This window comes from Streptacidiphilus sp. EB129 (genome assembly GCF_041262645.1).
Classification (GTDB): domain Bacteria; phylum Actinomycetota; class Actinomycetes; order Streptomycetales; family Streptomycetaceae; genus Streptacidiphilus.
This window is the reverse complement of the sequence record NZ_JBGCCS010000030.1, coordinates 51,097-76,453: the sequence shown is the minus strand read 5'-3', so window position 1 is coordinate 76,453 and position 25,357 is coordinate 51,097. Positions and strand designations below refer to the sequence as shown.

General features: G+C 71.7%; 26 protein-coding genes. 14 read left to right on the top strand and 12 right to left on the bottom strand.

Features of this window, described 5'->3' with window-relative positions:
- The first annotated feature begins 70 nt into the window (after positions 1 to 70).
- The 3 genes from ABH925_RS28915 to ABH925_RS28905 all read left to right on the top strand — a co-directional run bounded on the left by ABH925_RS28915 (position 71) and on the right by ABH925_RS28905 (position 5,005).
- Positions 71 to 1,402, top strand: a complete 1,332-nt coding sequence (locus ABH925_RS28915; RefSeq protein WP_370152552.1) for an MDR family MFS transporter — start codon at positions 71 to 73, stop codon at positions 1,400 to 1,402.
- A gap of 10 nt (positions 1,403 to 1,412) precedes the next feature.
- Entirely contained in the window at positions 1,413 to 2,735 is a 1,323-nt protein-coding gene (locus ABH925_RS28910) for a GNAT family N-acetyltransferase (RefSeq protein ID WP_370152550.1), read from the top strand.
- A gap of 593 nt (positions 2,736 to 3,328) precedes the next feature.
- Positions 3,329 to 5,005 (top strand): hypothetical protein, encoded by a 1,677-nt coding sequence (locus tag ABH925_RS28905; protein WP_370152548.1) that lies wholly within the window; start codon positions 3,329 to 3,331, stop codon positions 5,003 to 5,005.
- A 12-nt stretch (positions 5,006 to 5,017) separates the two neighbouring features.
- On the opposite strand, the gene ABH925_RS28900 is transcribed toward ABH925_RS28905, so the two are convergent.
- The 6 genes from ABH925_RS28900 to ABH925_RS28875 form a co-directional block, all read right to left on the bottom strand.
- Entirely contained in the window at positions 5,018 to 7,195 is a 2,178-nt protein-coding gene (locus ABH925_RS28900) for an NB-ARC domain-containing protein (protein ID WP_370152546.1), read from the bottom strand.
- On the bottom strand, positions 7,192 to 7,632 hold the full coding sequence (locus ABH925_RS28895; RefSeq protein ID WP_370152543.1) for a hypothetical protein: 441 nt from the start codon (positions 7,630 to 7,632) through the stop codon (positions 7,192 to 7,194). The genes ABH925_RS28900 and ABH925_RS28895 overlap by 4 nt, the downstream gene beginning before the upstream one ends.
- 117 nt (positions 7,633 to 7,749) lie before the next feature.
- Positions 7,750 to 7,983, bottom strand: coding sequence for a hypothetical protein (locus ABH925_RS28890; protein ID WP_370152540.1), 234 nt, complete (start codon positions 7,981 to 7,983; stop codon positions 7,750 to 7,752).
- A gap of 68 nt (positions 7,984 to 8,051) precedes the next feature.
- A complete protein-coding gene (locus ABH925_RS28885; RefSeq protein WP_370152538.1) occupies positions 8,052 to 8,828 on the bottom strand; it encodes a TetR family transcriptional regulator in 777 nt (258 codons plus the stop codon).
- A gap of 30 nt (positions 8,829 to 8,858) precedes the next feature.
- Positions 8,859 to 9,374 (bottom strand): thiol-disulfide oxidoreductase DCC family protein, encoded by a 516-nt coding sequence (locus ABH925_RS28880; RefSeq protein ID WP_370152536.1) that lies wholly within the window; start codon positions 9,372 to 9,374, stop codon positions 8,859 to 8,861.
- 3 nt (positions 9,375 to 9,377) lie between these two features.
- On the bottom strand, positions 9,378 to 9,797 hold the full coding sequence (locus ABH925_RS28875; RefSeq protein ID WP_370152533.1) for a hypothetical protein: 420 nt from the start codon (positions 9,795 to 9,797) through the stop codon (positions 9,378 to 9,380).
- 180 nt (positions 9,798 to 9,977) lie between these two features.
- On the opposite strand from ABH925_RS28875, the gene ABH925_RS28870 reads away from it, so the two are divergent.
- Positions 9,978 to 10,742 carry a TetR/AcrR family transcriptional regulator gene (locus ABH925_RS28870; RefSeq protein ID WP_370152532.1) on the top strand — a complete coding sequence of 255 codons (765 nt, stop codon included), beginning with the start codon at positions 9,978 to 9,980 and terminating at the stop codon, positions 10,740 to 10,742.
- 61 nt (positions 10,743 to 10,803) lie between these two features.
- On the opposite strand, the gene ABH925_RS28865 is transcribed toward ABH925_RS28870, so the two are convergent.
- Complete coding sequence (locus tag ABH925_RS28865; RefSeq protein ID WP_370152529.1) at positions 10,804 to 11,583, bottom strand: GNAT family N-acetyltransferase; 780 nt, start codon at positions 11,581 to 11,583, stop codon at positions 10,804 to 10,806.
- 261 nt (positions 11,584 to 11,844) lie between these two features.
- Between ABH925_RS28865 and ABH925_RS28860 the strand changes: the two genes are divergently transcribed.
- From ABH925_RS28860 to ABH925_RS28845, 4 genes are read left to right on the top strand one after another with little or no spacing between them, the layout of a single operon-like run.
- Positions 11,845 to 12,924: an alpha/beta hydrolase gene (locus ABH925_RS28860; protein ID WP_370152527.1), complete on the top strand. Its 1,080-nt coding sequence runs from the start codon at positions 11,845 to 11,847 to the stop codon at positions 12,922 to 12,924.
- On the top strand, positions 12,917 to 14,092 hold the full coding sequence (locus ABH925_RS28855) for an acyltransferase (RefSeq protein WP_370152525.1): 1,176 nt from the start codon (positions 12,917 to 12,919) through the stop codon (positions 14,090 to 14,092). Before ABH925_RS28860 ends, ABH925_RS28855 begins: the two co-directional genes overlap by 8 nt.
- Positions 14,093 to 14,102: 10 nt before the next feature.
- The gene (locus tag ABH925_RS28850; protein WP_370152524.1) at positions 14,103 to 15,431 is read left to right on the top strand and encodes a sensor histidine kinase; all 1,329 of its coding nucleotides are present in this window, start codon (positions 14,103 to 14,105) and stop codon (positions 15,429 to 15,431) included.
- Between the two features lie 58 nt (positions 15,432 to 15,489).
- Entirely contained in the window at positions 15,490 to 16,158 is a 669-nt protein-coding gene (locus ABH925_RS28845) for a response regulator (protein WP_370152521.1), read from the top strand.
- Between the two features lie 11 nt (positions 16,159 to 16,169).
- Here the strand turns inward: ABH925_RS28845 and cynR are convergent, their stop codons facing one another.
- Positions 16,170 to 17,120 (bottom strand): transcriptional regulator CynR, encoded by a 951-nt coding sequence (gene cynR / locus ABH925_RS28840; RefSeq protein ID WP_370152518.1) that lies wholly within the window; start codon positions 17,118 to 17,120, stop codon positions 16,170 to 16,172.
- A gap of 124 nt (positions 17,121 to 17,244) precedes the next feature.
- Here cynR and ABH925_RS28835 point away from each other — a divergent pair, with 124 nt between their 5' ends.
- The gene (locus ABH925_RS28835) at positions 17,245 to 17,850 is read left to right on the top strand and encodes a carbonic anhydrase (RefSeq protein ID WP_370152516.1); all 606 of its coding nucleotides are present in this window, start codon (positions 17,245 to 17,247) and stop codon (positions 17,848 to 17,850) included.
- A gap of 123 nt (positions 17,851 to 17,973) precedes the next feature.
- Positions 17,974 to 18,444: a cyanase gene (gene cynS / locus ABH925_RS28830; RefSeq protein ID WP_370152514.1), complete on the top strand. Its 471-nt coding sequence runs from the start codon at positions 17,974 to 17,976 to the stop codon at positions 18,442 to 18,444.
- Positions 18,445 to 18,514: 70 nt separating this feature from the next.
- Here the strand turns inward: cynS and ABH925_RS28825 are convergent, their stop codons facing one another.
- Positions 18,515 to 19,192 (bottom strand): class I SAM-dependent methyltransferase, encoded by a 678-nt coding sequence (locus tag ABH925_RS28825; RefSeq protein ID WP_370152512.1) that lies wholly within the window; start codon positions 19,190 to 19,192, stop codon positions 18,515 to 18,517.
- Between the two features lie 173 nt (positions 19,193 to 19,365).
- Between ABH925_RS28825 and ABH925_RS28820 the strand changes: the two genes are divergently transcribed.
- The 3 genes from ABH925_RS28820 (at position 19,366) to ABH925_RS28810 (ending at position 20,901) form a co-directional block, all read left to right on the top strand.
- Positions 19,366 to 19,746: a helix-turn-helix domain-containing protein gene (locus tag ABH925_RS28820; RefSeq protein ID WP_370152510.1), complete on the top strand. Its 381-nt coding sequence runs from the start codon at positions 19,366 to 19,368 to the stop codon at positions 19,744 to 19,746.
- A gap of 14 nt (positions 19,747 to 19,760) precedes the next feature.
- A complete protein-coding gene (locus ABH925_RS28815) occupies positions 19,761 to 20,324 on the top strand; it encodes a hypothetical protein (protein WP_370152509.1) in 564 nt (187 codons plus the stop codon).
- A 172-nt stretch (positions 20,325 to 20,496) separates the two neighbouring features.
- Complete coding sequence (locus ABH925_RS28810; RefSeq protein ID WP_370152507.1) at positions 20,497 to 20,901, top strand: DUF2516 family protein; 405 nt, start codon at positions 20,497 to 20,499, stop codon at positions 20,899 to 20,901.
- Positions 20,902 to 21,079: 178 nt separating this feature from the next.
- Here ABH925_RS28810 and ABH925_RS28805 read toward each other — a convergent pair whose 3' ends face one another.
- Positions 21,080 to 22,411, bottom strand: a complete 1,332-nt coding sequence (locus ABH925_RS28805; RefSeq protein ID WP_370152506.1) for a PP2C family protein-serine/threonine phosphatase — start codon at positions 22,409 to 22,411, stop codon at positions 21,080 to 21,082.
- A 248-nt stretch (positions 22,412 to 22,659) separates the two neighbouring features.
- Between ABH925_RS28805 and ABH925_RS28800 the strand changes: the two genes are divergently transcribed.
- Positions 22,660 to 23,211 carry an O-acetyl-ADP-ribose deacetylase gene (locus ABH925_RS28800; protein WP_370152504.1) on the top strand — a complete coding sequence of 184 codons (552 nt, stop codon included), beginning with the start codon at positions 22,660 to 22,662 and terminating at the stop codon, positions 23,209 to 23,211.
- Positions 23,212 to 23,275: 64 nt separating this feature from the next.
- On the opposite strand, the gene ABH925_RS28795 is transcribed toward ABH925_RS28800, so the two are convergent.
- Entirely contained in the window at positions 23,276 to 24,358 is a 1,083-nt protein-coding gene (locus ABH925_RS28795; protein WP_370152502.1) for an NlpC/P60 family protein, read from the bottom strand.
- 108 nt (positions 24,359 to 24,466) lie between these two features.
- The gene (locus tag ABH925_RS28790) at positions 24,467 to 25,354 is read right to left on the bottom strand and encodes a class I SAM-dependent methyltransferase (RefSeq protein ID WP_370152501.1); all 888 of its coding nucleotides are present in this window, start codon (positions 25,352 to 25,354) and stop codon (positions 24,467 to 24,469) included.
- Between the last annotated feature and the right edge of the window lie 3 nt (positions 25,355 to 25,357).

The window sequence follows — 25,357 nt, the reverse complement described above, 5'->3', positions numbered from 1 at the left end:
GCGAGCGGCCGCTGCGTAATATCTGAACCGCCTCTTCAGCACTTACACCTGCCGCTCGGAGTGCCCCTTCATGCCTGCTGCGCTCGCCCACCGCCTCAGAACCGCGACCCGGGAGACGGTGGGCGGGCTGCCGTCCGCGTTCTGGTGGCTGTGGATGAGCACGCTGGTCAACCGGCTCGGCAGCTTCGTGGTGACCTTCCTGGCCCTCTATCTGACGGTGAACCGGGGCTTCAGCCCGGCGTTCGCGGGGCTGGTCGCCTCGCTGTTCGGCCTCGGCGGCAGCATCGCCGCCGTCGCGGGCGGGGTGCTGGCGGACCGGATCGGCCGCCGCCCCACCCTGCTGGCGGCGCAGACCAGCGCGGCCGCCGCCACACTGGTGCTCGGTCTGGTCCATCCGGCCTGGGCGATCGCCGCGAGCGCCGCCGTCCTCGGCTTCACCAGCAACGCCTCCCGCCCCGCCGTCTCCGCGATCATGGCCGACCTGGTGCCGCAGCAGGACCGGGTCCGGGCCTTCTCGCTCAACTACTGGGCCATCAACATCGGCTTCGCCTTCTCCGCCGCCGTGGCCGGCCTGATCGCCGCACACGGTTTCCTCTACCTCTTCGTCGGCGACGCGGCGACGACCCTGCTGTGCGCCCTGGTGGTGTTCGCCCGGGTGCCGGAGACAAAGCCGGAAACAAGGCCGGAGACCGGACCGCAGGCGAAGCCGGATGCCCGGGGCGGCGCCGCGTCGCGCAGCGCCACCGCGTCCGCGACCCCGGCGGTCGGGCTGGGGGCGGTGCTCCGCGATCCGGTCTTCATGTCGCTGGTCGGGCTGACCTTCCTGCTGGCCTGCGTGGACGGGCAGGGCAGCATGGCGCTGCCCATCGTGATGGGACATCAGGGCTACTCCGCGACCGACTACGGTCTGGTCGTCGCCCTCAACGGACTGCTCATCGTGCTGCTGCAGATCCCGCTGACCCGCGCGGTGGAGGGACGCAGCCGGGCGCTGATGCTGGCGATCGCGGCGCTGCTGACCGGCTGCGGCTTCGGGCTGACCGCGTTCGCGGGCTCGGCCTGGTTCTACGCCCTGACGGTGGCGGTGTGGACCGGGGGCGAGATGCTGCGGGCGCCGGCCGGCATGGCGCTGGTGGTGGAACTGTCGCCGGTGCACGCCCGCGGCCGCTACCAGGGCGTCTACTCGCTGGCCTGGTCCGGGGCCTCGTTCCTGGCCCCGCTGACGGCGGGCTTTCTGCTCACCGCCTGGGGCGGGAGCGCGGTGTGGCTGAGCTGCACCCTGCTGGGCGCGGTCGCGGCCGTCGGGTACGTCTGGCTGCTGCGCGGACGGGTCACCGCCACGCGGGAAACGGTCACCGTGGCGACCTCCGAAAATCCGCGTGCCACAGCGGAAAGGGCCTCGTAGGGTGCGCGGTATGGGAACGCGAAACGCTCGGCAGGACGACGGCGGCGACAACAACGGTGGCACGGGTGGCAGTGGTGGCAGGGGCGATGCCATCGAGATCCGCGTCATCGAGGAGGACGAACTGGGCGAGTGGAGCAGCGCCCTGACGGCGGGGTTCATGGGCCCCAAGGGCGGTGTCGACCTCGACTTCCGCCGGGAGCAGTTCCAGCCCGGCCTGTCGACCGGCGCCTTCGACGGCGGGCGCTGCGTGGGCACCTTCCGCAGCACCGTTCGCGATCTCACCGTCCCGGGCGGCGCCACCCTGGCCACCGACGCCATCACCAACGTGAGCGTCGCCGCCACCCATCGGCGGCGCGGGCTGCTCACCCGGATGATGGAGCAGGACCTGGCCGCCGCGGCGGCGCGCGGCGACAGCCTGGCCATCCTGGTGGCCGCCGAGTACCGCATCTACGGACGCTACGGCTTCGGCCCGGCGACCCAGCGCCGCGGCTACCGGATCGACAAGCTGCGCGCGGGCGGGGTACGGGTCCCGGCCGAGGCCGAGGGCGGCAGCTTCGAGCTGCTGACGATGGAGGAGCAGCGCAAGCTCGGTCCCGAGCTGCACGACCGCTTCCGGCTCACCCAGCCGGGCGCGATCAACCGCAGGACCCTGAACTGGCGCATGCGCACCGGCGATCTGCGGCAGGCGAACGGTGGCTGGAAGGAGCCCCTGGTCGTCCTGTACCGGGACGCCGACGGCCGTCCGGCCGGGATGATGGAGTACACCGTCGAGGACGCGTGGCCCAACATGGTCTGCAAGTCGCCGATGAAGATCCGCGACCACTTCGCGGTGGACCGGGGCGCCGCGGCCGCGCTGTGGCGCTACGCCCTGCAGGTCGACTGGGTCGACCGGATCGAGATCAGCAGCATCGCCCCCGACGACCCGCTGCCGCTGCTGCTCGACGACCCGCGTGCCTGCGTGGACGGCGGCGACAGCAGCGCGGACTTCATGTGGCTGCGCATCCTCGACGCCCCGACCGCCTTCGGCACCCGTACCTACGCCGCCCCCGGGCGCGTCGTGCTGCAGGTCGCCGACCGGATGGGCTACGTCGCCGGCCGCTGGGCGATCGAGGCGGACGAACAGGGCGCGGGACGCTGCTCCCGGGTCGGCGACGACGAGCCCGCCGATGTCGCGCTCGACGTCAGCGACCTGGGAACGCTCTACCTCGGCAGCGACACCCCGGCCCGCCTGCACGCCGCCGGCCGCATCACCGAACTGCGCCCCGGCGGCGTCGCCCGGACCGGCGCCCTGCTCCGCACCGACTTCCGCCCCTGGTGCCCGGACATGTTCTGACGCACCGCCAGCCCGTCAGCAGCCTCCGTGCCGAGTCGGTAGGTCGGCACGGAGGCTCTGGGTTCTTGATCATGCCGACCGCGTCGCGGACCAGCGGGCGGAAGACCCGGTAGCACGAGAGCGCGACGATCCTGGCCACGAACGGGGCGCGGTGCTGCCGAGGCCACCCTGTATGTGAAGGCCGGCCGAACGTCGCCCGCATCGACGCATCACCGTGGGCGGGGCTGTGGTGGGTTGTGGCACCCCACCACAGCTCAGGGGCTTCACCCCGGATGCCAGGCGTCATTCCGTACAGCGGTACGGTGAGCGACGGAGTATCCGGTCGCCCCTGCGGGGTCGGGGGTGATCCGCTCACGGGCGAGGTTGCTGCACCCGGCGCCAAACCAGGTCAGCGCCGGAAGCACGCACGGTGAGGCGGGCCTCCGCCGGTCCAACCCATGGAGCTGCCCGATGATCTGTGCTAAGCACGCTGCCGCGAGCCGCGAGCCGCGAGCCGCGAGCCGCGAGCCGCGAGCCGCGAGCCGCGAGCCGCGAGCCGCGAGCCGCGAGCCGCGAGCCGCGAGCCGCGCTAGCGGCACCTCCCGGGTGCGGCGATGAAGGCGCTGCCCGATTCCGGCACAGCGTCCTTGGTATCGAGCGACCGCTGGCGAACGCTGCCCGAGCTGCGCACCCTGGCTGTTGCCGCGCGTACGGTGACGTCCACCGTACGCGCCCTGGAGACTCTGCCTGACCTGCTGCGCGGTGACGACCGCGTCGCCGTACGGTTCGCACTCGACCCGACGTCCGCCTTCAGCGACGGTGTCCCCGAGCTGCTCCGGTCCCAGGACTGCCGCACCATTCCCTGGGATCAACTCGATGACCTGGCACCGGACCTGATCCTGACCGCCAGCGAGAACATCGACGCCCCGGGTGACTGTCCGGTCCTGGTGATCCCCCACGGCGTCGGCTTCCACAAACAGGTGCCCGACTCAAGGACCGGCCGTACCCGCCTCTCCGGGATGGTCCCGGACGGACTCCTGCACCGGGCCAGACTCACTGTCGCCCACCCGAACCAACTCCGGCAGCTGGCTGAGGTCCATCCTGAAGCCGCCGCCTCAGCCATAGAGATCGGCGACGTCTGCTACGAGCGACTGCTCGTGAGCAAGTCTCAGCGCGACGCCTACCGGCATGCCATGGGCGTCCAGCGGGGGCAGCACCTCGTGGTACTGAGCTCCACCTGGGGTTCCACCTCGCTGCTCGCGGAGCACCCGGATCTCCCCGCCAGACTGCTATCCGAACTCTCGTTCGAAGAGTACCGGGTGGCCTTGGTCCTGCATCCCAACGTGTGGTCCTTCCACAGCGGCTGGAAGCTCAGAGCGCTCCACGCCGCCGCCCTGGACGGCGGGCTGCTTCTGGTCCCGCCCACCCGTGGCTGGCAGGCCGCCGTCATCGCGGCTGACGCGGTCATCGGCGACCACGGGTCGGTCTCGTTCTACAGCGCGGCCGTGGGCCGGCCCACCCTCCTCGCCTCGTTCGGCGACGACGCCACCCCCGGCACCACCGGGGCCGAATTCGGCCGGTCGGCGCCCCGCCTGGATCTCACCCGCGCGCTCCGTCCACAACTGGCGGCGGCCGTCCAGGAGCACCGGCAGGACCGCTGGCGGTCCCTGGCCGAACGCACCTTCGCCCATCCCACGACGTCCACCGCCCGGCTGCGGTCCGCGCTCTACGACCTGCTGAAGCTGACGGAGCCGGCCGAGGCGCCGCGCGTCCGGGCATTCCCGGCGCCCCGACTTCCTCGCACCCGCATCACGTCAACGCTGGTCAGCGCACACTGGGCGCCCAGCCCCGGACGGGTCCTGACGCTGGAGCGCGTACCGGCCGCCGTCAGCGCGCCACGGCGCGAACGACCCGGCGAAATCCTCTTCCTGGCCAGCGAGCAGGAGGAGGCCGATGCCGCGCTCCTGCACAACGCCTCCGTCGTGCTGGTCCGCGAACCGCAACCTCAGCGCTGGGCGCACCAGTCAGCCCGGGAGGCGCTCACGGCCTGCCCCGGCGCGACGGTCGCGGCCGTTGCGACCGTCGAGGGAACGGTCTGCGTGGCTGTGTTCGACGGCAGAACGATCGAGGCCGCCGCTTCGACCCCCGTCACCGACCCGTTCGCCGCAGCGGCGGCGGTCTATGTCTGCCTGCGCGAGGGCGTGGACGTGGAGAAGGAGGCCGTCCGGCTCACCGTGGCCATGACGCCGGTCCGCAGCCACACCTTCACCCTGTCGACGTCTCCACGCTGAGCGGCGGTCGACTCACTCACCCAACTCCCGCAGCCGTGCCTCCACCTGGGCCGCCCCTGGATTGCCGGTCGATCGGTACACCTCCTCGGCACGGAGCAGCTCGCGGCGTGCTCCCACCGCGTTCCCGTCAAGTTCCAGCAGCACCTCGGCGAGGAGTCGACGCGTGTCCGCCTCGTAAGCGGTCGAGTTGACCTCCTTCAGGTCGTCGGCGGCCTGGGCGAGTTCCCGGCGTGCTACGGCCAGGTCGCGGAGATGCATCCGGGCCGCCCCCTGCGCCGAGAGGGCCCGGGCCGCCATCCGGCGGTCCTTCAGCAGCAGCAGTTCGCCGCGGGCCTGATCCAGAACCGGCAGTGCCTCCTCCGAGCGGCCTACCGCGTCCAGGGCACGTCCCAGAAAGAGTCGGGCGATCGCCTCGCCCCGGGGGCTTTCGGCCAGCTGGTTGAGTTCGACTGCCCTGCCGAATACGGACACCGCCCGCTCCGGGTCGTGCCGCTCCCAGTAGCGGCCGATGAACTCCTGGGCCGAGGCCGCCACCTGGGGGTCTCCCGCCTCCTCGGCCTGCAGTACCGCCAGCTCCAGGTCCCGTACCGCGTCGTCGTCACGGCCCAGGTCCATCAGCGGCCGGGACCTCAGACTGCGCAGCCGGGCCTCCGCGGCCAGGAGCAGCCGCTCCTCGACCCTGCGGTCCCCCGTGGCCCGTTCGGCGACCACCGCGTCCACCCCGAGGTCCAGCGACTCCATCCACTCCAGCAAATGACGGTCATTCAGAAACAGGATGGTGAAGGCTTCCGAGAGCTGCCAGACCAGTTGGTGCAGTCCGTACCGGGCCGCGTCCCGCAGCACCGCCAGAATGCTTGCGCGTTCACGCGTCAGCCAGGCCAGGGCGACCGCACCCGCCTCGGCGCCGAAGCCGCGAAACGGGTCCGCGGTCTCGTCCAGCAGGTGGTCGAGCCGGGCGACACGCAGCCGGTCCCGCTGGACCGCCCGGTCGGCGAAGGCCACCAGGACCAGGTAGTGCCGCGTGACCCGGGCGACCACCCGCCGAGGTTCCTCCGCCGAGGACACCGCCTCCGCGTGCTGCCGGGCATGCAGCCGCACCAGGGTGTGGACTCGGTAGCGGCCGTCCCCGACCGCCTCCAGCGCACAGGCTCTGACCAGGTGGTCCAGTTGCTGCTGGACGGAGGCGGCCGCGCGGTCGAGTGCGGCCGCGACCACCGGGGCGTCGAAGCAGTCGGACGGCAGCACCCCCAGGACGCGGTAGACCTCCCGCTGTTCCGGGGTCAGATCCCGGTAGGCCAGCTCCAGCGGTGCGCTCACGGTGGCCGTCTCTTCACGATCGTACGGATCGTCAGGAGCGGTCGCAGCGAGCCGCTCCAGCCTGCCGGTCTCGTCGACGAGCTCATCGGCGAGTCGTTCGACCGTGAGTCCCGGACTCATGGCCAACCGCGAGGCCATCAGGTGGATCGCCAGCGGCAGCCCACCGCAGTAGGCCACCACGGCCTCCGCCGACGCCCGCTGCGCCTTGAAATTCTCAGGACCGTCCAGCAGTTCGCCGAGAAGCTCGACCCCCGCATCGAGCTCCAACGGCCCGAGCCGCAGCAGCCGCATGTGATGGAGCTTCAACTCTCCCAGGTGACGACGACTGGTGGCGAGCAGTGCACATCCCGGCGTCCTCGGGGCCAGCATCCGCAACTGGGCCGCGGTGGTCGCGTTCTCGACGAGTACCAGGACGCGTCGCCCCGCGCACAACCGGCGGAACTCGCGCCGGCGCCCCGCCAGATCGCTCGGCTGGTTCGCGTCCTTCATGCCCAGCGCCCGCAGGCAGTGGCCCAGTGCACGCGCCGGATCCTCGGACCGCGTCCCGCCCGACAGCCCGTAGTCGACATGGAGCCGCCACTCGGGGAAGCGGGACGCGATCGCGTGCGCGAGATGCCGTACCAGGGTGCGCTTGCCGACCCCCTCCATGCCGCTGACCACCACGCTGGGCGAGTCGCCGTGCTCGACGCCGCCGAACCAGTTGCCCAGGCGGTCGCGCTCGTGCAGCCGGTCGATCAGCGGCTGGGCAGCCGGCAACTGGTCCACCCCCGCGGGGTCAGCCGCCGTGGGAGTGCCCAGCACCACCGATCCGTACAGGTTACCGATCTGGACGACGTTCCCTTGCTCGCCGCCGGAGACCACGAACTCCGTCACTGCGGTCCCGGGGCGCCGCCGAGATTGATCCCGCCCATCACCGTTCCAGCCTGGATCAGCGTCCCCTGGTGACCACCGGTCACCGAGAACACGGCATGCGTCGTCGGGGGCCGCTCAGACCGCCGGAGCTCTTCGGTCAGCGTCGTCAACTCCACTGCCACTGTCGGGTCCTGTGCCAGTGCTTCACTGAGCTGACGGACCCATTCGAGCTCGACGGCGTTCCGGGCCAGGGTGTTCCCCGACTCCTGGGCCGCCCGCAGTTGGACCCGGGCCGCTTCGATCTCAACTGCCGCCACACGGTGGTCGCGGCCCCGCCCGAGCAACCGCGCCATCCGCGCCTTGGCCTGGTCCCAGGCGTCACCTGCCATGGCCCCCGCCGAAGTCGTCACAAACGCCGCAGCACCCGCACTCGCGAGCTCCACCCATTCCGCGCCCATAGTTCCCCCATCCATCCGCTCCCCTACGGTAGCCGCACCAGCCGGATCGCGGCCCGTCCGTGTCCAGGAGTCAATTCCCACCAACTGCCGTGGAAACACACGGACAGGGGCGCCGTCTTACTCATCCCGGCGGCGGTCCCTGCCCGCAAGGGCGACCAGCAGGAACAACGGCAGGAACCCGACGGCCAGGACCAGCGCCATCACGCCCACCAGCACCAGCTCCCATCGCCGATCGGCACCTCCGCGCCCGCGGCCCACCGTCCAGACCGCCGCGCCAACCGTTACCAGCCCCGTGGCCAGGCTCCACAGCTCTGTGCCGCACTGCACCACGACCGCGCCGGCGAGCACCACCGTTGAGGGCGACCGCCACCACAGGGTCCCTCTGGGTCTGTGGACCGTGCGGAGGGAGGGGCCGGGGCTCAGTCCTTCGCGGGGCGTTTGCGCTTCGCGGGGGTGGCGGTCGGAGCGGGCTTGGGGGCCGGAGCGGCCTTGCCGATGGTGGGGAGGACGAAGTCCTGGATCATGTCGACCGCGTCGCGGACCAGTGGACGGAAGACCCGGTACCGCGACAGGGAGACCAGCTTGGCGACGAACGGCGCGCAGCGGGTGATGAAGGCCCTGGTGCGTTCGGTGTCCTCGGTGCGGTCGAAGACCCAGTAGAGGACGACGACCATCAGGTGCAGCCAGAGCAGGTCGGGGAGCAGTTCCTCCAGCTCGGGGTCGAGCTTGGGGCCGAGCTGGGAGCCGTCGATCACCTCGCGGAAGATGGCGACGGCGCAGGTGCGGGCCGGGTGGGACTCGTTGGAGAACGGGCTGAGCGCACTGTCCGGGTCGGCCGCCGTGCGGAAGAACTGGGCGGCGAACTCGTGGTACGGGGCGGCGCAGTCCACCCAGGACTCCAGTGCGATCTGCAGGCGCTCCGCGAAGTCCGTCCTGCCCGCCATCCGTGTCCGGGCCTCGACCGCGTGCTCACGCGTCATGCGGTCGTAGAAGCCCTGGATGAGGAATTCTTTTCCCTCGTAGTAGTAGTAGGCGTTTCCCACGGAAACGCCCGCTTCGGCCGCGATGGCCCGCATGGTCGTCTTGTCGTACCCCCGCTCCTGGAACAGCCGCATGGCGGTCTCCAGGATCAGCGCCCTGGTCTGCTCGCCCTTCGACTGCGGAGCGGGGGTATCGGTCGGCACGGCGTCGTTCACCCTCCTGAGGGTAGTTGGACCCGAGGTCGGTCAGGATCCAACGGAGCAGTGGCCCCCGCACTCCGTTGTCCCGGTCGGACCGGCTCTCCCCTGTGCAGTCGGTCCGACCGGGAACGGAGTGGCGCGTGGCGGGGCGCCGGGCGTCGTCATCCGGCGCCATTTCGCGGCGCTGAGGACCATGCCCCTGGCCAGCGGCGCCCCGGCGGGGGTGCTGAACCGGTGGGACGTCGGCCGGTAGGCGCGCAGCGCCCACAGCAGCACCACCCAGGCCGCCGCGGCCTCGTACACCTGGCCGCCGTCGCCGATGACGGTGATCTCGCGGAGCGTGCGCGAGTGGTCGAGAGCCGGAAAGCGGGCGACGGCCTGGGCCGACCCGGCCGGGACGAAGTCGAGCGGGACGAGCTGCCGCTGCCGTTCCAGCCAGCCGCGGATGAAGCGGCAGAGCATGCAGCCCGGGTCGAAGAGCACCGTCAGCCGACGGACCGGGGCGTCGCTGGGGCCCCGGTCCTGGAGCGCCGCCGCCGGAGGCATCGCTGGCGTCGTCATCGGTCAGACCTGCGGGGCGGGCGCGGGCAGCGTCCAGCCCTGCGGCGGGACCGGCGGGCGGGTCTCGCCCTCGCTCAGCCCGCGCCGGCGGATCCGGTTCAGGACGTAGACGTTGCACAGGTGCAGGACCCCGAGGACCAGCAGCACCGTGCCGACCTTCACCGAGAGCGCGGTGAAGATGTCCGCGGCGGTGTTCACCCACAGGTCGCCGCCACCGCTCAGCCAGAGCGCGACGAAGCCCAGGTTGACCAGGTAGAAGCCGACCACCAGCAGGTGGTTGACGGCGTCCGCGAGCCGGTCGCTGCCGTGGAAGACGTCGGCCAGGAAGACCTTCCCGCTGCTGCTGAGGGTGCGGGCCACCCAGACCGTCAGGCCGATGCTCAACACCAGGTAGATGACGTAGGTGTCGACCGTGAAGTTCATGCCTCACTCCTTGTCGCTGTACCCCTCGCGGGGCTTTTGAACGCGTTCAATTGCTGCGTCGAACTGGACTGTAGACCTGTTTTTGAACATGTTCAAGTGGCTTCACGGCCCGGGCCGGCACGGGAATCTGCGTATGCTTTACGCAGATTTGGCGGGTGGTACCGGGAGAGGTGGAGCGGGATGGGTGATGACCTCGGTGACGGTGCCGCGTCCGGGCTGCCGCCGGTTCTTGAGCTGGCCTGGGGCCTGCGGGAGCGGCCCACCAAGGGGCCCAAGCGCGGGCTCACCCTGGACCGGATCGTCCAGGCCGCGGTGACCGTGGCGCGGGCGGAGGGGATGCCCGCCGTCTCGATGGGGCGGGTCGCCAAGGAACTCGGATCGTCCCCGATGTCGCTCTACCGCTATGTCAGTACCAAGGACGACCTGCTGACGCTGATGCTGGACACGGCCTACGGGCAGCCCGATCCGCCGCCGGCCGAGCCGGGCGGCTGGCGGGCGGAGCTGGCGCACTGGGCGTCCGGACAGCGGATCGCGCTGTACGCCAACCCCTGGGCCCTGCACATCCCCCTGTCCGGTCCGCCGGCGACGCCGAACCAGATCGTCTGGCTGGAGGCCGGGCTGGCCGCGCTGCGCGACACCTGGCTCAGCGAACAGCAGAAGCTCTCGACGATCCTGCTGATCAGCGGCTTCGTCCGGAACGAGGCGCTACTCAGCACCGACATCATGGCGGCGGCGGAGCGGGCCGGGATCACCGCGGACGAGGCGATGGGCTCCTACAGCACGGCACTGGCCCGGCTCATCGACCCGCGGCGATTCCCCTCCGTGTACGCGGCCCTCACCTCCGGCGCGCTGGACGACGACGACGGCCTGGAGGGCGAGTTCGGCTTCGGCCTGGAGCGCATCCTCGACGGCATCGCCGTACTGATCGACACGCGGAGTCACTGACCCGGAGGAGCCACCGACCCAGGGCGGCGGGCCCGGCCGTCCAGGACAGCGGCCCGACTCGTCAGCGGTACCGGTAGAGGTACGGCGTGGTGGTGCTCAGGGTGGCGAAGCCGAGCCTGGCGAGGATGGGGCTGCTCTGGTCGGAGGCGTCGACCTGCAGGAAGCGGTAGCCCCGGGCGGCGGCGAGAGCGGCCCGGTGGGCGACCAGCGCGCGGTAGATGCCCTTGCCGCGCCACGCCGGCAGGGTGCCGCCGCCCCACAGGCCGGCGAAGTCGGTGCCCGGGGTGAAATCGATCCGCGCCCCGCAGACCGGCTGGTCACCCGCCATGGCCAGGACCACCGAGAGGGTGTCCGGGCTCTCGGCCAGCTGACTGCGGACGCGGTTGCCGATCCGGGATCCGTCCGTGCCGAACACCTGCTCGTGCACGTCCACCAGCAGGTCCACGCCGTGCCCGTCGGTGACCGGGAGCAGGTGGACGCCTTCGGGGAGGACCACCTCGGTGGGCAGGTCCCGGATCTCGGCGACCATCAGCGACTCGGCGGGCTCGGCGGTGAACCCGGCCGCGAGCAGGCGCTCCGCGAGGTCCGCCGGACGGTCGTGCGCGTAGTGCTTCCACTCGAACTCGTGGCCCGTGTCGGCGAAGTGCCGCAGCTGGGCTTCGATCTCCGCATCCGCGCTGTCCGCGTCCAGGTCCGACCAGACCACTCCGCACCAGTCGTGCGGCTCGCCGACCTGGCGCACCACGCGGCCCGCCCGCTCGACCCTGGCGGTGGGACCGTCGGCCGGCATCTGCCGGCGCATCTGCTGGTCGTAGAGCGCCAGCGCTTCGTCGTTCTTCATCGGCCCCACCACATCACCCGGCCCCCGAACCGCGCAATCGGATTCCTCCGCTCCCCCAATGCCCGGGGTCGGGACCGGGATCAGGTCCGGGATCGGGGTCCGGGTCGGGGTCGCGGCGCGCGGTCCCGGAGGTGACACCCCCTAGTACTTCCGAGCTACGCGTGAGGTGCCCTCCGTAGCGGGACGCCGACCACACGGTGCGCTTCCTACCTTCGGACTCGAAGCACCACAGGTCGCAGTCATACGGAAGGACCACCCGCCATGCCGTCCCGCCCGCGCCGCGGCGCCCTGCGCCGCACCCTGCTCACCGCGCTCGTCACCGCGGCGGTGGCGGTGCCGGTGTCGGGTGCGGCCGGCGCCACCGCCGTCCCCGCGCCGACCCCGGCCGCGCTCGCCCCGCTCACCGCCGCGACCCCCGCGCTGCTCGACGCCCGCTACGCCGCCGGTCGTGCCGACATCCAGGCGGCCGAGCGGATGGCCGCCGACTACGGGGACCAGAAGCGGGCGGCCGAACTGGGCACGCTCGCGCAGCCCTCGCGGCACTTCCTCTCCTTCGACGGCCGCGACGGCGGGCGCACCGTCGAGGTGTTCGGCGACCTGGCCGGCGCCGACCGCGTCGCCGTCCTGGTACCGGGATCGGACACCAACCTGGACACGTACCCGCGCTTCCGCGCCGACGCCGTGGCGCTGCAGCGGCAGTTGGGGCCCGGGGCGGCCGTCATCGCCTGGCTCGGCTACCCGACCCCGAGCACCGAGAGCCCGGACGTGCTGACCACCGGCCTGGCCGACCAGGCGGCACCCCAGCTGCAGCAGTTCGTACGGGAGCTGAGCGCGATCAAGCCCACCGCCCGGACCTCCGTGGTGTGCCACTCGTACGGGTCGGTGGTCTGCGCACGGGCCGCGAGCGGCCTCGACGTCACGGACATCGTCCTGATCGGCAGCCCCGGTGTCGGCAACGACTCCGCCACCGTGGCAGGCCTGCACACCCGGGCCGCCGTGTGGGCCGGGCGCGGCGCCACCGACTGGGTCCGCGACGTGCCACATGTCCGGGTCCAACTCGCCTTCGCCACCCTCGGGTTCGGGGCCGACCCGGTCTCGCCGGGGTACGGCGCCACCATCTTCCCGGCGGGCGAGGGCGGCCACAGCGACTACCTGAAGTCCGGCTCCGTGGCCCTGGCCAACATCGCCCGCATCGTCTCCGGCGAGCCGGTCCCCGGCGCTTCGGGCGGATCCGCCGCCACCGGCCCGACCGCCGCGCCCTCCGCGGCCCCCGCGTCCACCCCGTCCCGCGCGTTCCCCGCGTCCACCCCGTCCCGCGCACAGGAGGCCGACCATGCGTAAGCCGTCGCTACGAGATCTGGCGGTGCGGATCGACGCCGCCACCCCACCCGACCGGGACCGCGCGGTCGACGCCCTGCGCGCCCTGGCCATCCTCGGGGTGGTGCTCGGCCACTGGATGGTCACCGCGCTGGTCGCCGACAGCGGCACCCTGCACGCCGTCAGCCCGCTGCACTACATGCCGCAACTGGTGCCGATCTCCTGGCTGTTCCAGACCCTCGCCGTGTTCTTCCTGGTCGGCGGGCAGGTGGGGGCCAGGAGTTACGCCTCGGCCCGCGCCCGGGGGATCGGCTACCCGCGCTGGCTCGGCGCCCGGCTGGGCCGGCTGTTCCGTCCGGTCGCGGCCGTACTGGCGGTCTGGACGGTGGCGGCGAGCACGATGCTGGTCTCCGGGGTCCCCTACGACACCGTGCACGCGCTGTGCAAGCTGGTGCTCTCGCCGCTCTGGTTCCTGCTGGTCTTCGCCGTACTGACGGCGGCGACCCCGCTGATCGCCCGGCTGCACCCGCTGTGGCCGCTGGCCGTGGTGATGTACGTGGACCTGATGCGGCTCGGCTTCGGCGGGCCCGCCTGGCTCGGCTGGATCAACGTGGCGGCGGGCTGGATGGTCCCGTACTGCCTGGGCGCGGCCTGGTCGCGGGGCGGGCTGAGCGGACGGACCACCGGCTGGGCGCTGCTGATCGGCGGCACGGCCGCGACCACGCTGCTGGTCACCTACGCCCACTACCCGGCCTCCATGGTCGGGGTGCCCGGCGACGGCTTCTCCAACCTCGACCCGCCCTCGCTCGCGGTGGTCACCTTCGGTCTGGCGCAGTGCGGCGCGGCGCTGCTGCTGCTCGGTCCGCTGCGGCGGGTGCTGCGCCGGCCGGCCGCCTGGGCCGCCGTCGCGGTGGTCAACCTCTCCGCGATGACGATATTCCTGTGGCACCAGACCTCCATGATGACGGTCACCGGCATCGGCCTGCTGCTCGGCGGCAAGGTGCCCGGCCTGGACATGCCTCCCTACGACGCGAGTTGGGTGCTCGCACGACTGGCCTGGCTGCCGGTCTTCGGGCTCATGCTGACCGTGTGCTGGGCCACCTTCCGGTCCTACGAACAGGGGCGGCGGCGACGCTCCACCGTGGTCCGCGAGGGACGCCCCACCCGCGAATCGGTGGTGCCTCGTGCCTAAGGTGGACCTCGTGAAACGGGAGGAGCTGCCCAGGCGACTGGAGAACGCGCTGCGGGCGGTGCCGCGCACGCTGCGCGAGGACCTGCTGTCACCCGGCGCCTACCAGCGACCGCGACGTCCGGATCGTGAGCAGTCCGGCTGGAGCGACTGGCGGCCGGCCCTGATGGTGCCGCTGATCCTGTTCACGGTGGTGGTGTTCATCATCAACGTGAACATGTACGGCTTCCGCTACAACATGGGCGTTCCGGTCGGCCTGCTGCTCGCCGGGGTCCAGGCGGCGGCGGCCATCGCGGTGCTCTACCGGCCGATCCCGGCCTGGTGGGCCTCGACCCTCGCCATGCTGCTGGCCTCGTGGCTGGCCCAGGTCTGGGGCAACGCGGGCGTGTTCAGGCCCTGGGACGGGCCCACCCTCCCGATGGACGCCGGCTGGTCACCCACCAACCTCGCCACGCAGACCCTGGTGCTGTTCCTGCTGGCGCTGCGGGTCCGCCCCCGGATCGCGGCGGAGGCACTGGCGATCAGCCTGCTGGCGGGGGTGTTCGACAACGCCTTCCTGGTCCGCTGGGAGAACACCGAATTCGGGCTCGCCGCAGTGCTGTTCTCGGCCGCCGTGGTGGTCGGCGCCTCGCTGCGCGGACGCCGGGTGGCCCGCACCCAGCTGGTCGTCCAGGAGGAGATCACCGCCGACGAGCGCGCCCGGCGAACCCTGCTGGAGGAGCGCAACCGGATCGCCCGCGAGCTGCACGACGTGGTCGCGCACCACATGTCGGTGATCTCCATCCAGGCGCAGGTGGCCCCGCACCTGGTCGACAACCCGCCCCCGGAGCTGATGGAGAACCTCGCCGGGATACGCCAGAACGCGGTCGAGGCGCTCACCGAACTACGGCGCGTACTGGGCGTCCTGCGCTCCGAGGACCCGCTGGCGGAGGGCGTCAGGAACGCCCCGCAGCCCACCCTGGACCGGCTGGGCGAGCTGGTGGGCAACGTCCGCGGCGCAGGCGTCGACGTCAGCACGGAGACCACCGGGACGGTGCGCGCGCTGTCGCCGGGCGTCGAACTGTCGGCGTTCCGCATCGTGCAGGAGGGGCTCAGCAACGCGATGCGGCACGCGCCCGGCGCGGCCGTCCGGGTCCAGCTCGCCCACCAGCCGGGCAGCCTCACCGTACGGATCACCAACAGCGCGCCGCAGCGCCCGGCCGCACCCTCGCCGGGCGCCGGCCACGGACTGCTCGGCATGCGCGAGCGCACTGCCATGCTGGGCGGCGAACTGGCCACAGGTCCCACCCCCGACGGCGGCTACGAAGTACTGGCCGTACTTCCCCTGGAGGACAACGAATGACGATCCGAGTGATGATCGCCGACGACCAACTGGCCGTACTTCCCCTGGAGGACAACGAATGACGATCCGAGTGATGATCGCCGACGACCAGATGATGGTCCGCCAGGGCTTCACCGTGCTGCTCAACGCGGAGCCCGACATCGAGGTCGTCGGCCAGGCCGTCGACGGTCTCGACGCCGTCGCCAAGGTCGCCGAACTCTCACCCGACGTCGTGCTGATGGACATACGGATGCCCGAACTCGGCGGCATCGAGGCCACCCGCCGGATCACCCAACCCGCCGACGCCACCGTCAAGGTGCTCGTACTCACCACCTTCGACCTGGACGAGTACGTCTACGAGGCCCTGCGCGCGGGGGCGTCCGGCTTCCTGCTCAAGGACGCCTCCGCCGCGGAACTCGCCCAGGCGGTTCGGGTGGTGGCGGCGGGTGACGCGCTGCTGGCGCCGAACATCACCAAGCGCCTGATCGCCGAGTTCTCCCGGATGACCGGCCCGCTCCGCGCCCCGCTCAAGGAGCGGGTGGGCGATCTGACGGAGCGTGAGACCGAGGTGCTGTCGCTGATCGCCCAGGGTCTGTCGAACGCCGAGATGGCGGTGCAGCTGATCGTCGCCGAGCAGACCGTGAAGACCCACGTCAGCCGGATCCTGGTGAAGCTGGGCCTTCGCGACCGCACCCAGGCCGCGGTGTTCGCGTACGAGACCGGCCTGGTCCGCCCGACCGGCTACTGAGGCGGGGGCGTTCAGGCGGGGACGTAGCCACGGGCCTGGACGAGCTGGCGGGTGATGCGGGTGAAGGCGCGGGCCGCGGCGCTCTGGTAGGCGCTGTCGCGTCGCAGCAGGGTGACGGTACGGGCGGGCAGCGCCGGTTCCAGGGGGACGGGTGCGAGGCGGGCGTGGTCGTGGGTGACGGCATCCGGCAGGACGGTGGCCAGCCCGGTGCGCTGGACGATCTCGGTCAGCGCCTGGATGGAGTTGGCCTCCACCGCGATGCGCGGTCGCACCCCGTGGGCGTCGAGGTAGGCGTCGATGTGGCCGCGAGTGGCGAAGTCACCGCTGAGCAGCGCGAGCGGGAGGTCGGCGAGGTCCCGGACCGGCAGCGGTTCCGGCCCTTCCGTGCCGGACCCTTGATTGCCGGACCCTTGAGTGTCGGACTGCTGCGTGCCGGACTGCCGAGTGCCGGTGACCAGGCTGAGGGTCTCGGTGAACAGGGCGGTGGCGGTGATGCCGGGTAGGTGGGGGCGGTGGAAGGCGATGCCGAGGTCGAGGTCGTCGGCCAGCAGGCCTGCTTCGATCCGGTCCTGGGTCATCTCCCTGACCACGAGGGTGATGCCGGGGTGGCGGGTGTGGAGCTCGGCGGCGAGGGGGCCGACGAGGTAGGCGGTGAAGGTGGGGGTGAGCGCGAGGCGAAGGTGGCCACGGGAGAGGTCGGCGACGTCCAGGACGGCGCGTTCGGCCGCCGCCAGGTCGCGCAGGGCACGGCGGGCGTAGTGGACGTAGGTCTCGCCCGCGTCGGTCAGCCGTACCGTGCGGCCGCCGCGGTCCAGCAGCTGCGCGCCGACGGTCCGTTCCAGCTGCTTGATCTGCTGGGAGAGCGTGGGCTGGGAGATCCGCAGATCCTCGGCGGCCCGGGTGAAGTTCGCGTGCTCGGCGACGGCGAGCAGATAGCGAAGGTGACGCAGTTCCAGGGCCATGCCCACCACTATAGATGTCATCGATCAAAGTCATTGGTATTACGTCTTGGACACTATAGAACCAGGTCGTGCATGGTGGATCCCAGGCACCCCACGGGGCCGCCGAGCACCGAAGGGAGTGACCATGCACGACCTCACCGAAGGCGTCACCCGTTTCCAGCGGGACGTCCACCCGGCCAAGGCGGAGCTCTTCGCCCACCTGGCCGCGACCCACCAGCCCACCACGCTGTTCATCAGCTGCTCCGACGCCCGCGTCGTCCCCGAGCTGATCACCCAGAGCGAGCCGGGCGACCTGTTCGTCATCCGCACCGCCGGGAACCTCGTCCCCGCCTACACCCCCGGCCCGGACGGCGTGGCCGCCAGCATCGAGTACGCCGTCGCCGTCCTCAACGTCACCGACATCGTCGTCTGCGGCCACTCGGCCTGCGGCGCGATGACCGCCCTCGCCGAGCACCATGACCTCCGCTCCGCCCCGGCGATCGCCGACTGGCTGCGCCACGCGGACACCTCCCTGGCCCGGACCACCGCCCAGGCCGGCACGCCCACGGTGGACGCCCTGGTACGCGAGAACGTGCGCGCCCAGATCACGAACCTGGCCACCCACCCCTCGGTGGCCCGCGCCCTGGCCACGAACACGATCACCCTGCACGGTTGGGTCTACGACATCCGCACCGGCGGTGTCGAGGAACTCACGCCCACCGCCAACCGGGCGACCCCACTCGCCGCCTGACCAAGGCCCCTGGGCACGATCCCCTGCCACCGTCCCGGCCGCCCAGGATCATCCCTCCAGAACCTGAACCTGCCGTCCCCGCCCGTCCCCCGGCGCACGGCACAGCCGAAAGGAAGCCTTCCCATGGTGCACGCCCAGTTCGACCCCGCCGCCCGTCAGGCCCTCGCCGTCAAGGCCGTCGACGCCAAGGTCCGCAGGGATCTGACCTGGCAGCAGATCGCCGACGCCGCAGGCCTGTCGGTCGCCTTCGCCACCGCCGCCGTGCTCGGCCAGCACCCGCTGCCGCAGGACTCGGCCGACTCCGTCGCCGCACTCCTGGGCCTGGACGAGGACGACTCGCTGCTGCTGCAGACCGTCCCGGTGCGCGGCTCCATCCCCGGCGGCATCCCGACCGACCCGACCATCTACCGCTTCTACGAGATGCTGCAGGTCTACGGCACCACGCTCAAGGCCCTGGTCCACGAGCAGTTCGGCGACGGCATCATCAGCGCGATCAACTTCAGGCTGGACGTGAAGCAGGTGGCCGACCCCGACGGCGGTGAGCGCGCCGTGATCACCCTGGACGGCAAGTACCTGCCCACCAAGCCCTTCTGACCCGTCCGGAGCGCACGAGCCCCTGAGCTGCCTCAGGTTGAGCGGGACAGCGGACATCCGTCCGTCCCGCTCAACCTGAGGCTCCGTCACGCCGCCTTGGCTTATGGGCGAGGAAGAATCCCTGCCGGCCCTGTCGGGGCTGCTCGCTCTCGTCGGGTTCGCGGATCAGCCGGGCGTCCATGACGAGGCCGGCCCCGCTCATCAGGTCGGCGACGTGATCGGGGGGCATCCAGTAGATGTCGAGCGACACCTCGTGGCCGTATGCCCGCTCCCGGTGCCAGTGCTGGTCCCCGACCTTGAACGCCAGGAGCATGTGGCCGCCCGGGGCCAGCACCCGGTGACACTCCGCGAACACGGCCGGCAGCACCTCCGGCGGGGTGTGGACAGTCGAGTACCAGGCGACGATTCCACCGAGAGCGCCGTCCTCCAGGGCCAGTTCGGTCATCGAACCCTCTTCGAACCGAAGCCCCGGGTGCGTACGACGGGCGACCGCGACCATCTCGGGCGACAGGTCGATGCCGAACACGTTCACGCCAAGGGAGTGGAGGTGGGCCGTGATGCGCCCAGGGCCGCAGCCGAGGTCCGCGACCGGTCCGGCCCCTGGGGCCGGCGGGAGTTCAGAGAACGCCGCGAGCATCGCGCGGTCCAGCGGTTTGGCGTCCAGTTCGTCGCGGAGGAGTCGCTCGTAGTCCACGGCGACAGTGTCGTAGGCCGTCCGCGTGGCGTGCAGATAGGTCGCTTCGGTCATGGCCGACGACAGTAGTCCCGATCCTCCCCTCCCCGCCGCTCGACAGGCGGACCACCTGGACGTCGCGGCGACAGATCACGCCGCCTGCGGTCCCGATGCCGACACAAGGGCGCGGGTGACAGTTGCAAGCAGCGTGCTTGCAATAGTTAGCACGATGGGTGCAGAGTAGGGGCATGGCCTCACTGAACGTCGGCTCGCTCGGGGAGTACATCCGCGAGCAGCGGCGGCATGCGCAGTACTCGTTGCGTCAGCTTGCCGACGCGGCGGGTGTGTCCAACCCGTACCTCAGTCAGATCGAGCGTGGGTTGCGCAAGCCGAGTGCCGAGATTCTGCAGCAGATCGCGAAGGCGCTGCGGATCTCGGCGGAGACGCTGTACGTCCAGGCGGGGATCCTCGACGAGCGCGAGGAGGCCGGTCTGGAGCTTCGGGCCGCGATCTTCGCGGACTCGCTGATCAACGAGCGGCAGAAGCAGGTGCTGCTCGCCGTCTACGACTCCTTCCTGAAGGAGAACGAGGCGAGCCGTAGCAGCATGAATCAGGACGAACCCGACTAGGGGGAGGAAATCCCATGCCCATCACCGATGATCTGCGAAAGACCCTCTCGGACCCCACGCCGCTGTACGCCCTCGCGGGTGCCGGCGATCTCGCCGTGGAGAAGCTCCGCGAGGTGCCGGAGAAGGCCGCGACGCTGGCCGGGACCGACCGCAAGGTCGTGCAGGAGCGGGCTGCCGCCCGTCTGCAGGAGGCCCAGGCCAGGCTGACCGAGGCGCAGGCAAAGGTCACCGAGACGGTGAACGCGTTGCCGAGCGACTTCAAGTCGCTGCAGGAGAAGGCCCAGGACCTGGCGCTGCAGTCGGTCGGCCGGGCCGCCGAGCTGGCCGTGAAGGCGCGCGAGGTCTACGACGAGCTGGCGGAGCGCGGCAAGGTCGTCGTCGACCGCCAGCGCAAGGAGACGTCCGACGAGATCGTCGGCATCGCGGCGAAGGCCGAGGCGAAGGCCGACGCGTTCGCCGCCGAGGTGGACCAGGTCGAGGCCGAGGAGAAGGCCACGAACGAGACCGCCGCGGACGCGCCGGCGAAGCCCGCCGCCAAGCGGACCACGCCCCGGAAGCCGACCACGCCCAAGGCGTGACGCAGGCGTGACGGCGGACTGACGGAGGAACGCGTCGGGGCACTCCCGACGCGTTCCCTTCGTTTCCCGCTCGGGAACGCACCGCGTGGAACGATGGACCGCGTGGGACGATGGGCTAGGCGTCCCGCCGGAGCCACTCCCCCGAGGGAGTCAGGGTTGTGAGGGAGTCATCATGAACGAGCTGGCTGCGAGCGGCATCCTGATGGACGGGTTCAGCTCGGTGCTGGGCTGGCTGATGATCGCCCTGCTGGTGTTCAAGGTCTACGCCTTCATCGACGCGGCGATCCGCCGCGACGACGCGTACCGGGCCGTCGACAAGCAGACCAAGGCGTTCTGGCTGATCGTGCTGGGCCTGGCGGTCGCCGTGGGCTTCCTGCCGGTGCCGCTCATGGGGCAGATGCTGAACCTGATCGGGCTGGTCGCGGCGATCGTCTACATGGTGGACGTCCGGCCCCGGGTGCGGGCGATCACCCCGCAGCGCGGTGGCAAGCGCCTGGGCGGTGGCAAGCGGCTGGGCGGCAAGTTCGGCGGCAAGAAGGACGACCGCAACCACATGGGCCCGTACGGACCCTGGTAGAGCCGGGACCGGGGCGCCGTCACCGGTCTGGCCGGCCACCGGCCCGGCCCGGTGGGGTTCTCCACCGGTCGGGCCCGCCGCCGACCGGTGCGGCCGCGGATGCGGCGGATGCGGTCGCCCAGTGCGGTCACGGCATGCGGTCGGCCGCAGCGGTCACTGCGGCGGCCCCCTGCCGGAGTCACCGGGGCAGGGCGCCCCGGGTCAGCAGCAGGACCGCGACGTCGTCGGCGAGCGCTCCACCGTTGAGGTCCTCGACCTCGGACATGGCGGTGTCGATCAGCAGCTCGTCGCGCAGCCCGCTCTCCTGGTGGTCACCGATCATCGCGATCAGCCCCTCCTGGCCGAGTCGGCGCGTCCCCGCGCCTATCCGCCCCTCGATCAGGCCGTCCGTGTAGAGCATCAGGCCCCACTCCTCGCCCAGCCGGACCTTGCGGGGCGGCCACTGCTCCTCACCCGAGCCGGTCTCCACCGGAAGCAGTCCCAGGGCCGGGCCGCCGTTGTCGTAGGGCAGCAGCTCGGGCTCGCAGCCCTCCTGCAGCAGCAACGGAGCGGGGTGACCGGCCAGGTGCAGCTCGGCGTGGTCGCTGTCGGCCTCGATGGCGAGCATGCACAGGGTGGCGAAGATCTCCTCGCTGCGGCGCTCGTGCTCCAGCACCCGCTGCAGCGTGCGCAGCAGCGCCTCGCCGGTGAGGCCGGCGAAGACCAGGGTGCGCCAGGCGATGCGCAGCGCCACCCCGAGCGCGGCCTCGTCCGGACCGTGGCCGCAGACATCGCCGATGACGACGTGCACCGTGCCGTCGGCGGTACGGACCGCGTCGTAGAAGTCCCCGCCGAGCAGGGCACGGCGGCGGCCGGGACGGTAGCGGGCGTGGAAGGCCAGGCCGGAGCCGTCCAGCAGCGGGGTCGGCAGCAGATGGCGTTGCAGCCGGGCGTTCTCCTGGCCGCGCAGCTCGGCCTCGACCAGCCGTCGCTGGGACTCGTCGGCGCGCTTGCGTTCCACGGCGTAGCGGACCGCACGGGTCAGCAGGCGGCCGTCGATCTCCTGCTTGACCAGGAAGTCCTGCGCGCCCGCGGCGACGGCGGCGGCACCGAGGTGCACGTCGGCCGTGCCGGTGACGGCGAGGACCGCCGTGCGCGGCGCCCGCCGGAGCAGTCCGCGCAGGCCGTCGAGGCCGCCGGCGTCCGGGAGTTCGAGGTCGAGCAGGATGCAGGCGGTGTCGGCGTTCAGCATCGATCCGGCCTCGGCCAGGCTGCGCGCCCAGCGCAGCTCCACCTCGGCGCCGACCTCGGCGAGGAGGTTGCGGAAGGCCTCGGCGTCCTGTGCGCTGTCGTCGATGAGGAGGACCGAGAGCGGGGCGGTCGGGGAGGTGGCCGGGCGCAGCTGGGCGGTCGGCCCGGGGGCCGTGACAGCGGCCGGGAGGGTTCGTGCGGACGCCAGACGGGGACGCGGTATGGGCGCAGCGCCGGACGTGCTCGGCTGCGGGTCGTGCGCGCGCTCGATCGCGGGCATCAGCGGTACCTCCCTTTCCCCGGCTGTGGAACGTTTGGGCGTCGGTTGCAGTGCCCATGAGACACCACGTTCCTGAGGTGTCCCCGTGACCCTAACGTGATCTCCACAGGCCCTTCGCAAGCCGGGTCACCCCGATGGCCGGGTTCCGGAGGGGGCCCTTGGCCTGCGCCGGGGCGCGTGAGGCCGCTGAAATCCAAGTGCCGGTACGGCTGCTGGGCCGATCCGGGTCGGACGCGAGAAGGGTGTGCGTGATGGAGATCACGTTGATTCAGGGTGATATCACCGAGCAGTCGGTGGACGCGGTGGTCAACGCCGCGAACTCCTCGCTGCTGGGCGGCGGCGGCGTGGACGGGGCGATCCACCGGCGGGGCGGGCCCGAGGTGCTGGCCGCCTGCCGGGCGCTGCGCGCCTCGCACTACGGCAAGGGGCTGGCGACCGGCCGGGCGGTGGCCACCACGGCCGGACGGCTGCCGGCGACCTGGGTGATCCACACGGTCGGCCCGGTCTACGCCGCCGACCGACCGGAGCGGGCCGAGCTGCTCGCCTCCTGCTACCGCGAGTCGTTGCGCGTCGCCGACGAGTTGGGCGTACGGACGCTGGCACTGCCGGCGGTCTCGGCCGGCATCTTCGGCTGGCCTCTGCACGACGCGGCGCGGATCGCCCTCACCACCGTCCGGGACACGCCGAGCGGACTCACGGAGGCGCGGTTCGTGCTGTTCGAGGAGCGGGCGTACCAGGCGTTCGACGCGGTGTGGCGGGAGTTGGGCGAGGGGCGGGGCCATGGCTCCATGGTGGACTGAGGGCGCGTCAACATGCCATCAGTATTCGATAACTCGTTCGAGTGAAAGTCGTTCGTACCGCTTGTTAGTCGGGCCGGACGACGCCCAGGATGGGCATCGAGCCGGCCGCCGACAGCTCGACCCGGGCACCGGGGTGCGGCGCCTGGATGATCGCGCCGTCGCCGACATAGAGGGCGACATGACTGGCGTCGTGGAAATAGATGATGAGGTCGCCGGGGCGCAGCTCGGAGACCGGAACATGCGGCAACTGCGCCCACTGCTCCTGGGAGGTACGGGGAATGGACCGCCCCGCCGCCTGCCAGGCGCGCATGGTGAGACCGGAGCAGTCGAATCCGTCCGGACCGGTGCCGCCCCAGACGTAGGGGTGGCCGATCTGGGCGACGGCGAAGGCGATGGCGGCACGACTGAGCGGATCGGCGGCGCGGGACAGCTCCGCCGGGGTGAGCGTGGCACGCCACTGGAGCTGGGCCGAGTAGGCGTCGGTCGCCTGCAACTGGGCGAGCTGGGTGAGCTGGGACGCCTGGAGTGTGGAGAGCAGAGCGGTGGCGGCGGCCAGCTCGGACTGAATGGAGTGGGCCGCGGCCGCGGCGGCGGTCTGGCTGCCGGAGAGGGCCTGCAGGTACTGCGTGGCGGCGTGACCGTACTGCGAGAGCTGGGTCTCGGTGGACTGCAGCGCGGTGGAGAGTTCGGCGGCGGACGCGGTCGCCTGGTCGGCGAGCGGGATGTTCGCGAGATAGGCCTGGGGATCCGGCGAGAGCAGCAGGCCGAGGCTGGGTGACATCCCGTCACCCCGGTACGCGGCGGCGGCCACCTCGCCGATGAGGGACTTGAGCTCGCCCGCCTTGTCCTGGGCGGCGACGATCTCCCTGGCGATGGCGACGATCTGCTGCTCCTGGGCGGTCACCGCCTGGGTCGCGGTGTCGTACGCGGCGGTGGCGGATTCGGACTGCTGGTAGAGGGTGGCGAGTTGCTGCTCCACCTGAGCGATTCGGGAGCTGGACGCGCCTCCCTGCGTCGAGGCGGCGGCCGGGGTACGGGCGGGGGTACCGGTGAGCATGGACGGAGGCGAGCCGTAGGCGGCCGGGGTGGCGGCGACGAAAGCGCAGGCAGTGATGACGAGCGTTCCCAGGCGGCGCTTACGCGGCATGGCACCCCTCCAGATCTGACGGACAGTCAGGAACTGAAGGATGGTGACATGGGGAGAACGAAAGGGACAGGGATCCGACGCCTCCCGCCTGCACGCGGCATGCGGAGCTCAGCGGGGGGCGATCGCGTTCCAGCGGATGGTGAGCTCGCCGAGCCGCCAGCGGCGAGGGCCGCCCAGCACCGGCCAGTCGGTGGAGACCGCCCGCGCCGTCGCAATCCAGCGCTGCCGCACGCCGAAGTCCGCGTACGGTGCCGCGGCGGCCCAGGCGCGGTCGAGGTCGCACAGGAAGGCATGCACCGGCTCGCCCGGCACGTTGCGGTGGATCAGCGCCTTGGGCAGGCGTTCGGCCAGCTCGGACGGCCGCTCCAGCCCGGCCAGCCGGGCCGCGAAGGTCACCGTGCGCGGGCCGCCCCGGTCCAGGGCGACCCAGACCTGCCGCCGGCCGACCTCGTCACAGGTGCCCTCGACCAGCAGGCCGCCGTCCGGGGCGAGGCGGCTGCAGAGCAGCGCCCAGGCGTCGGCGACCTGGCCTTCGTCGTACTGGCGCAGCACGTTCGCGGCCCGGATCAGCAGCGCGCCACCGTCGCCGGCCTCGCCACGGGCGCTGCTGCTGCCGCCCCCGGAACCGCCTCCGGAGCCGGAGCTGATGCCGCTGAGGGGGACCTCGAAGCCGCCACGGCGGAAGGTGAGGCCGGGTGGGCGCGCATAACGCTGCGCGACCGCGACCCGTTCGGGCTCGATCTCGATGCCGACCACCCGGACGTCGGCCCGTACGGCGGCCAGCCGGGCATGCAGTTCGACGGCCGTCCAGGGTGCCGCACCGTAGCCGAGGTCGACCGCGACCGGAGGCGTCTCGGCCCGGCGCAGTGCCGGGGACAGCTCGGCCGCGATCCAGCGGTCCATACGACGCAGACGATTGGGATTGGTGGTACCACGGGTCACCGCGCCGACCGGTCGGCCGTCGCGCCCCGGCCGGACACCCGTACGTACACCCATGGG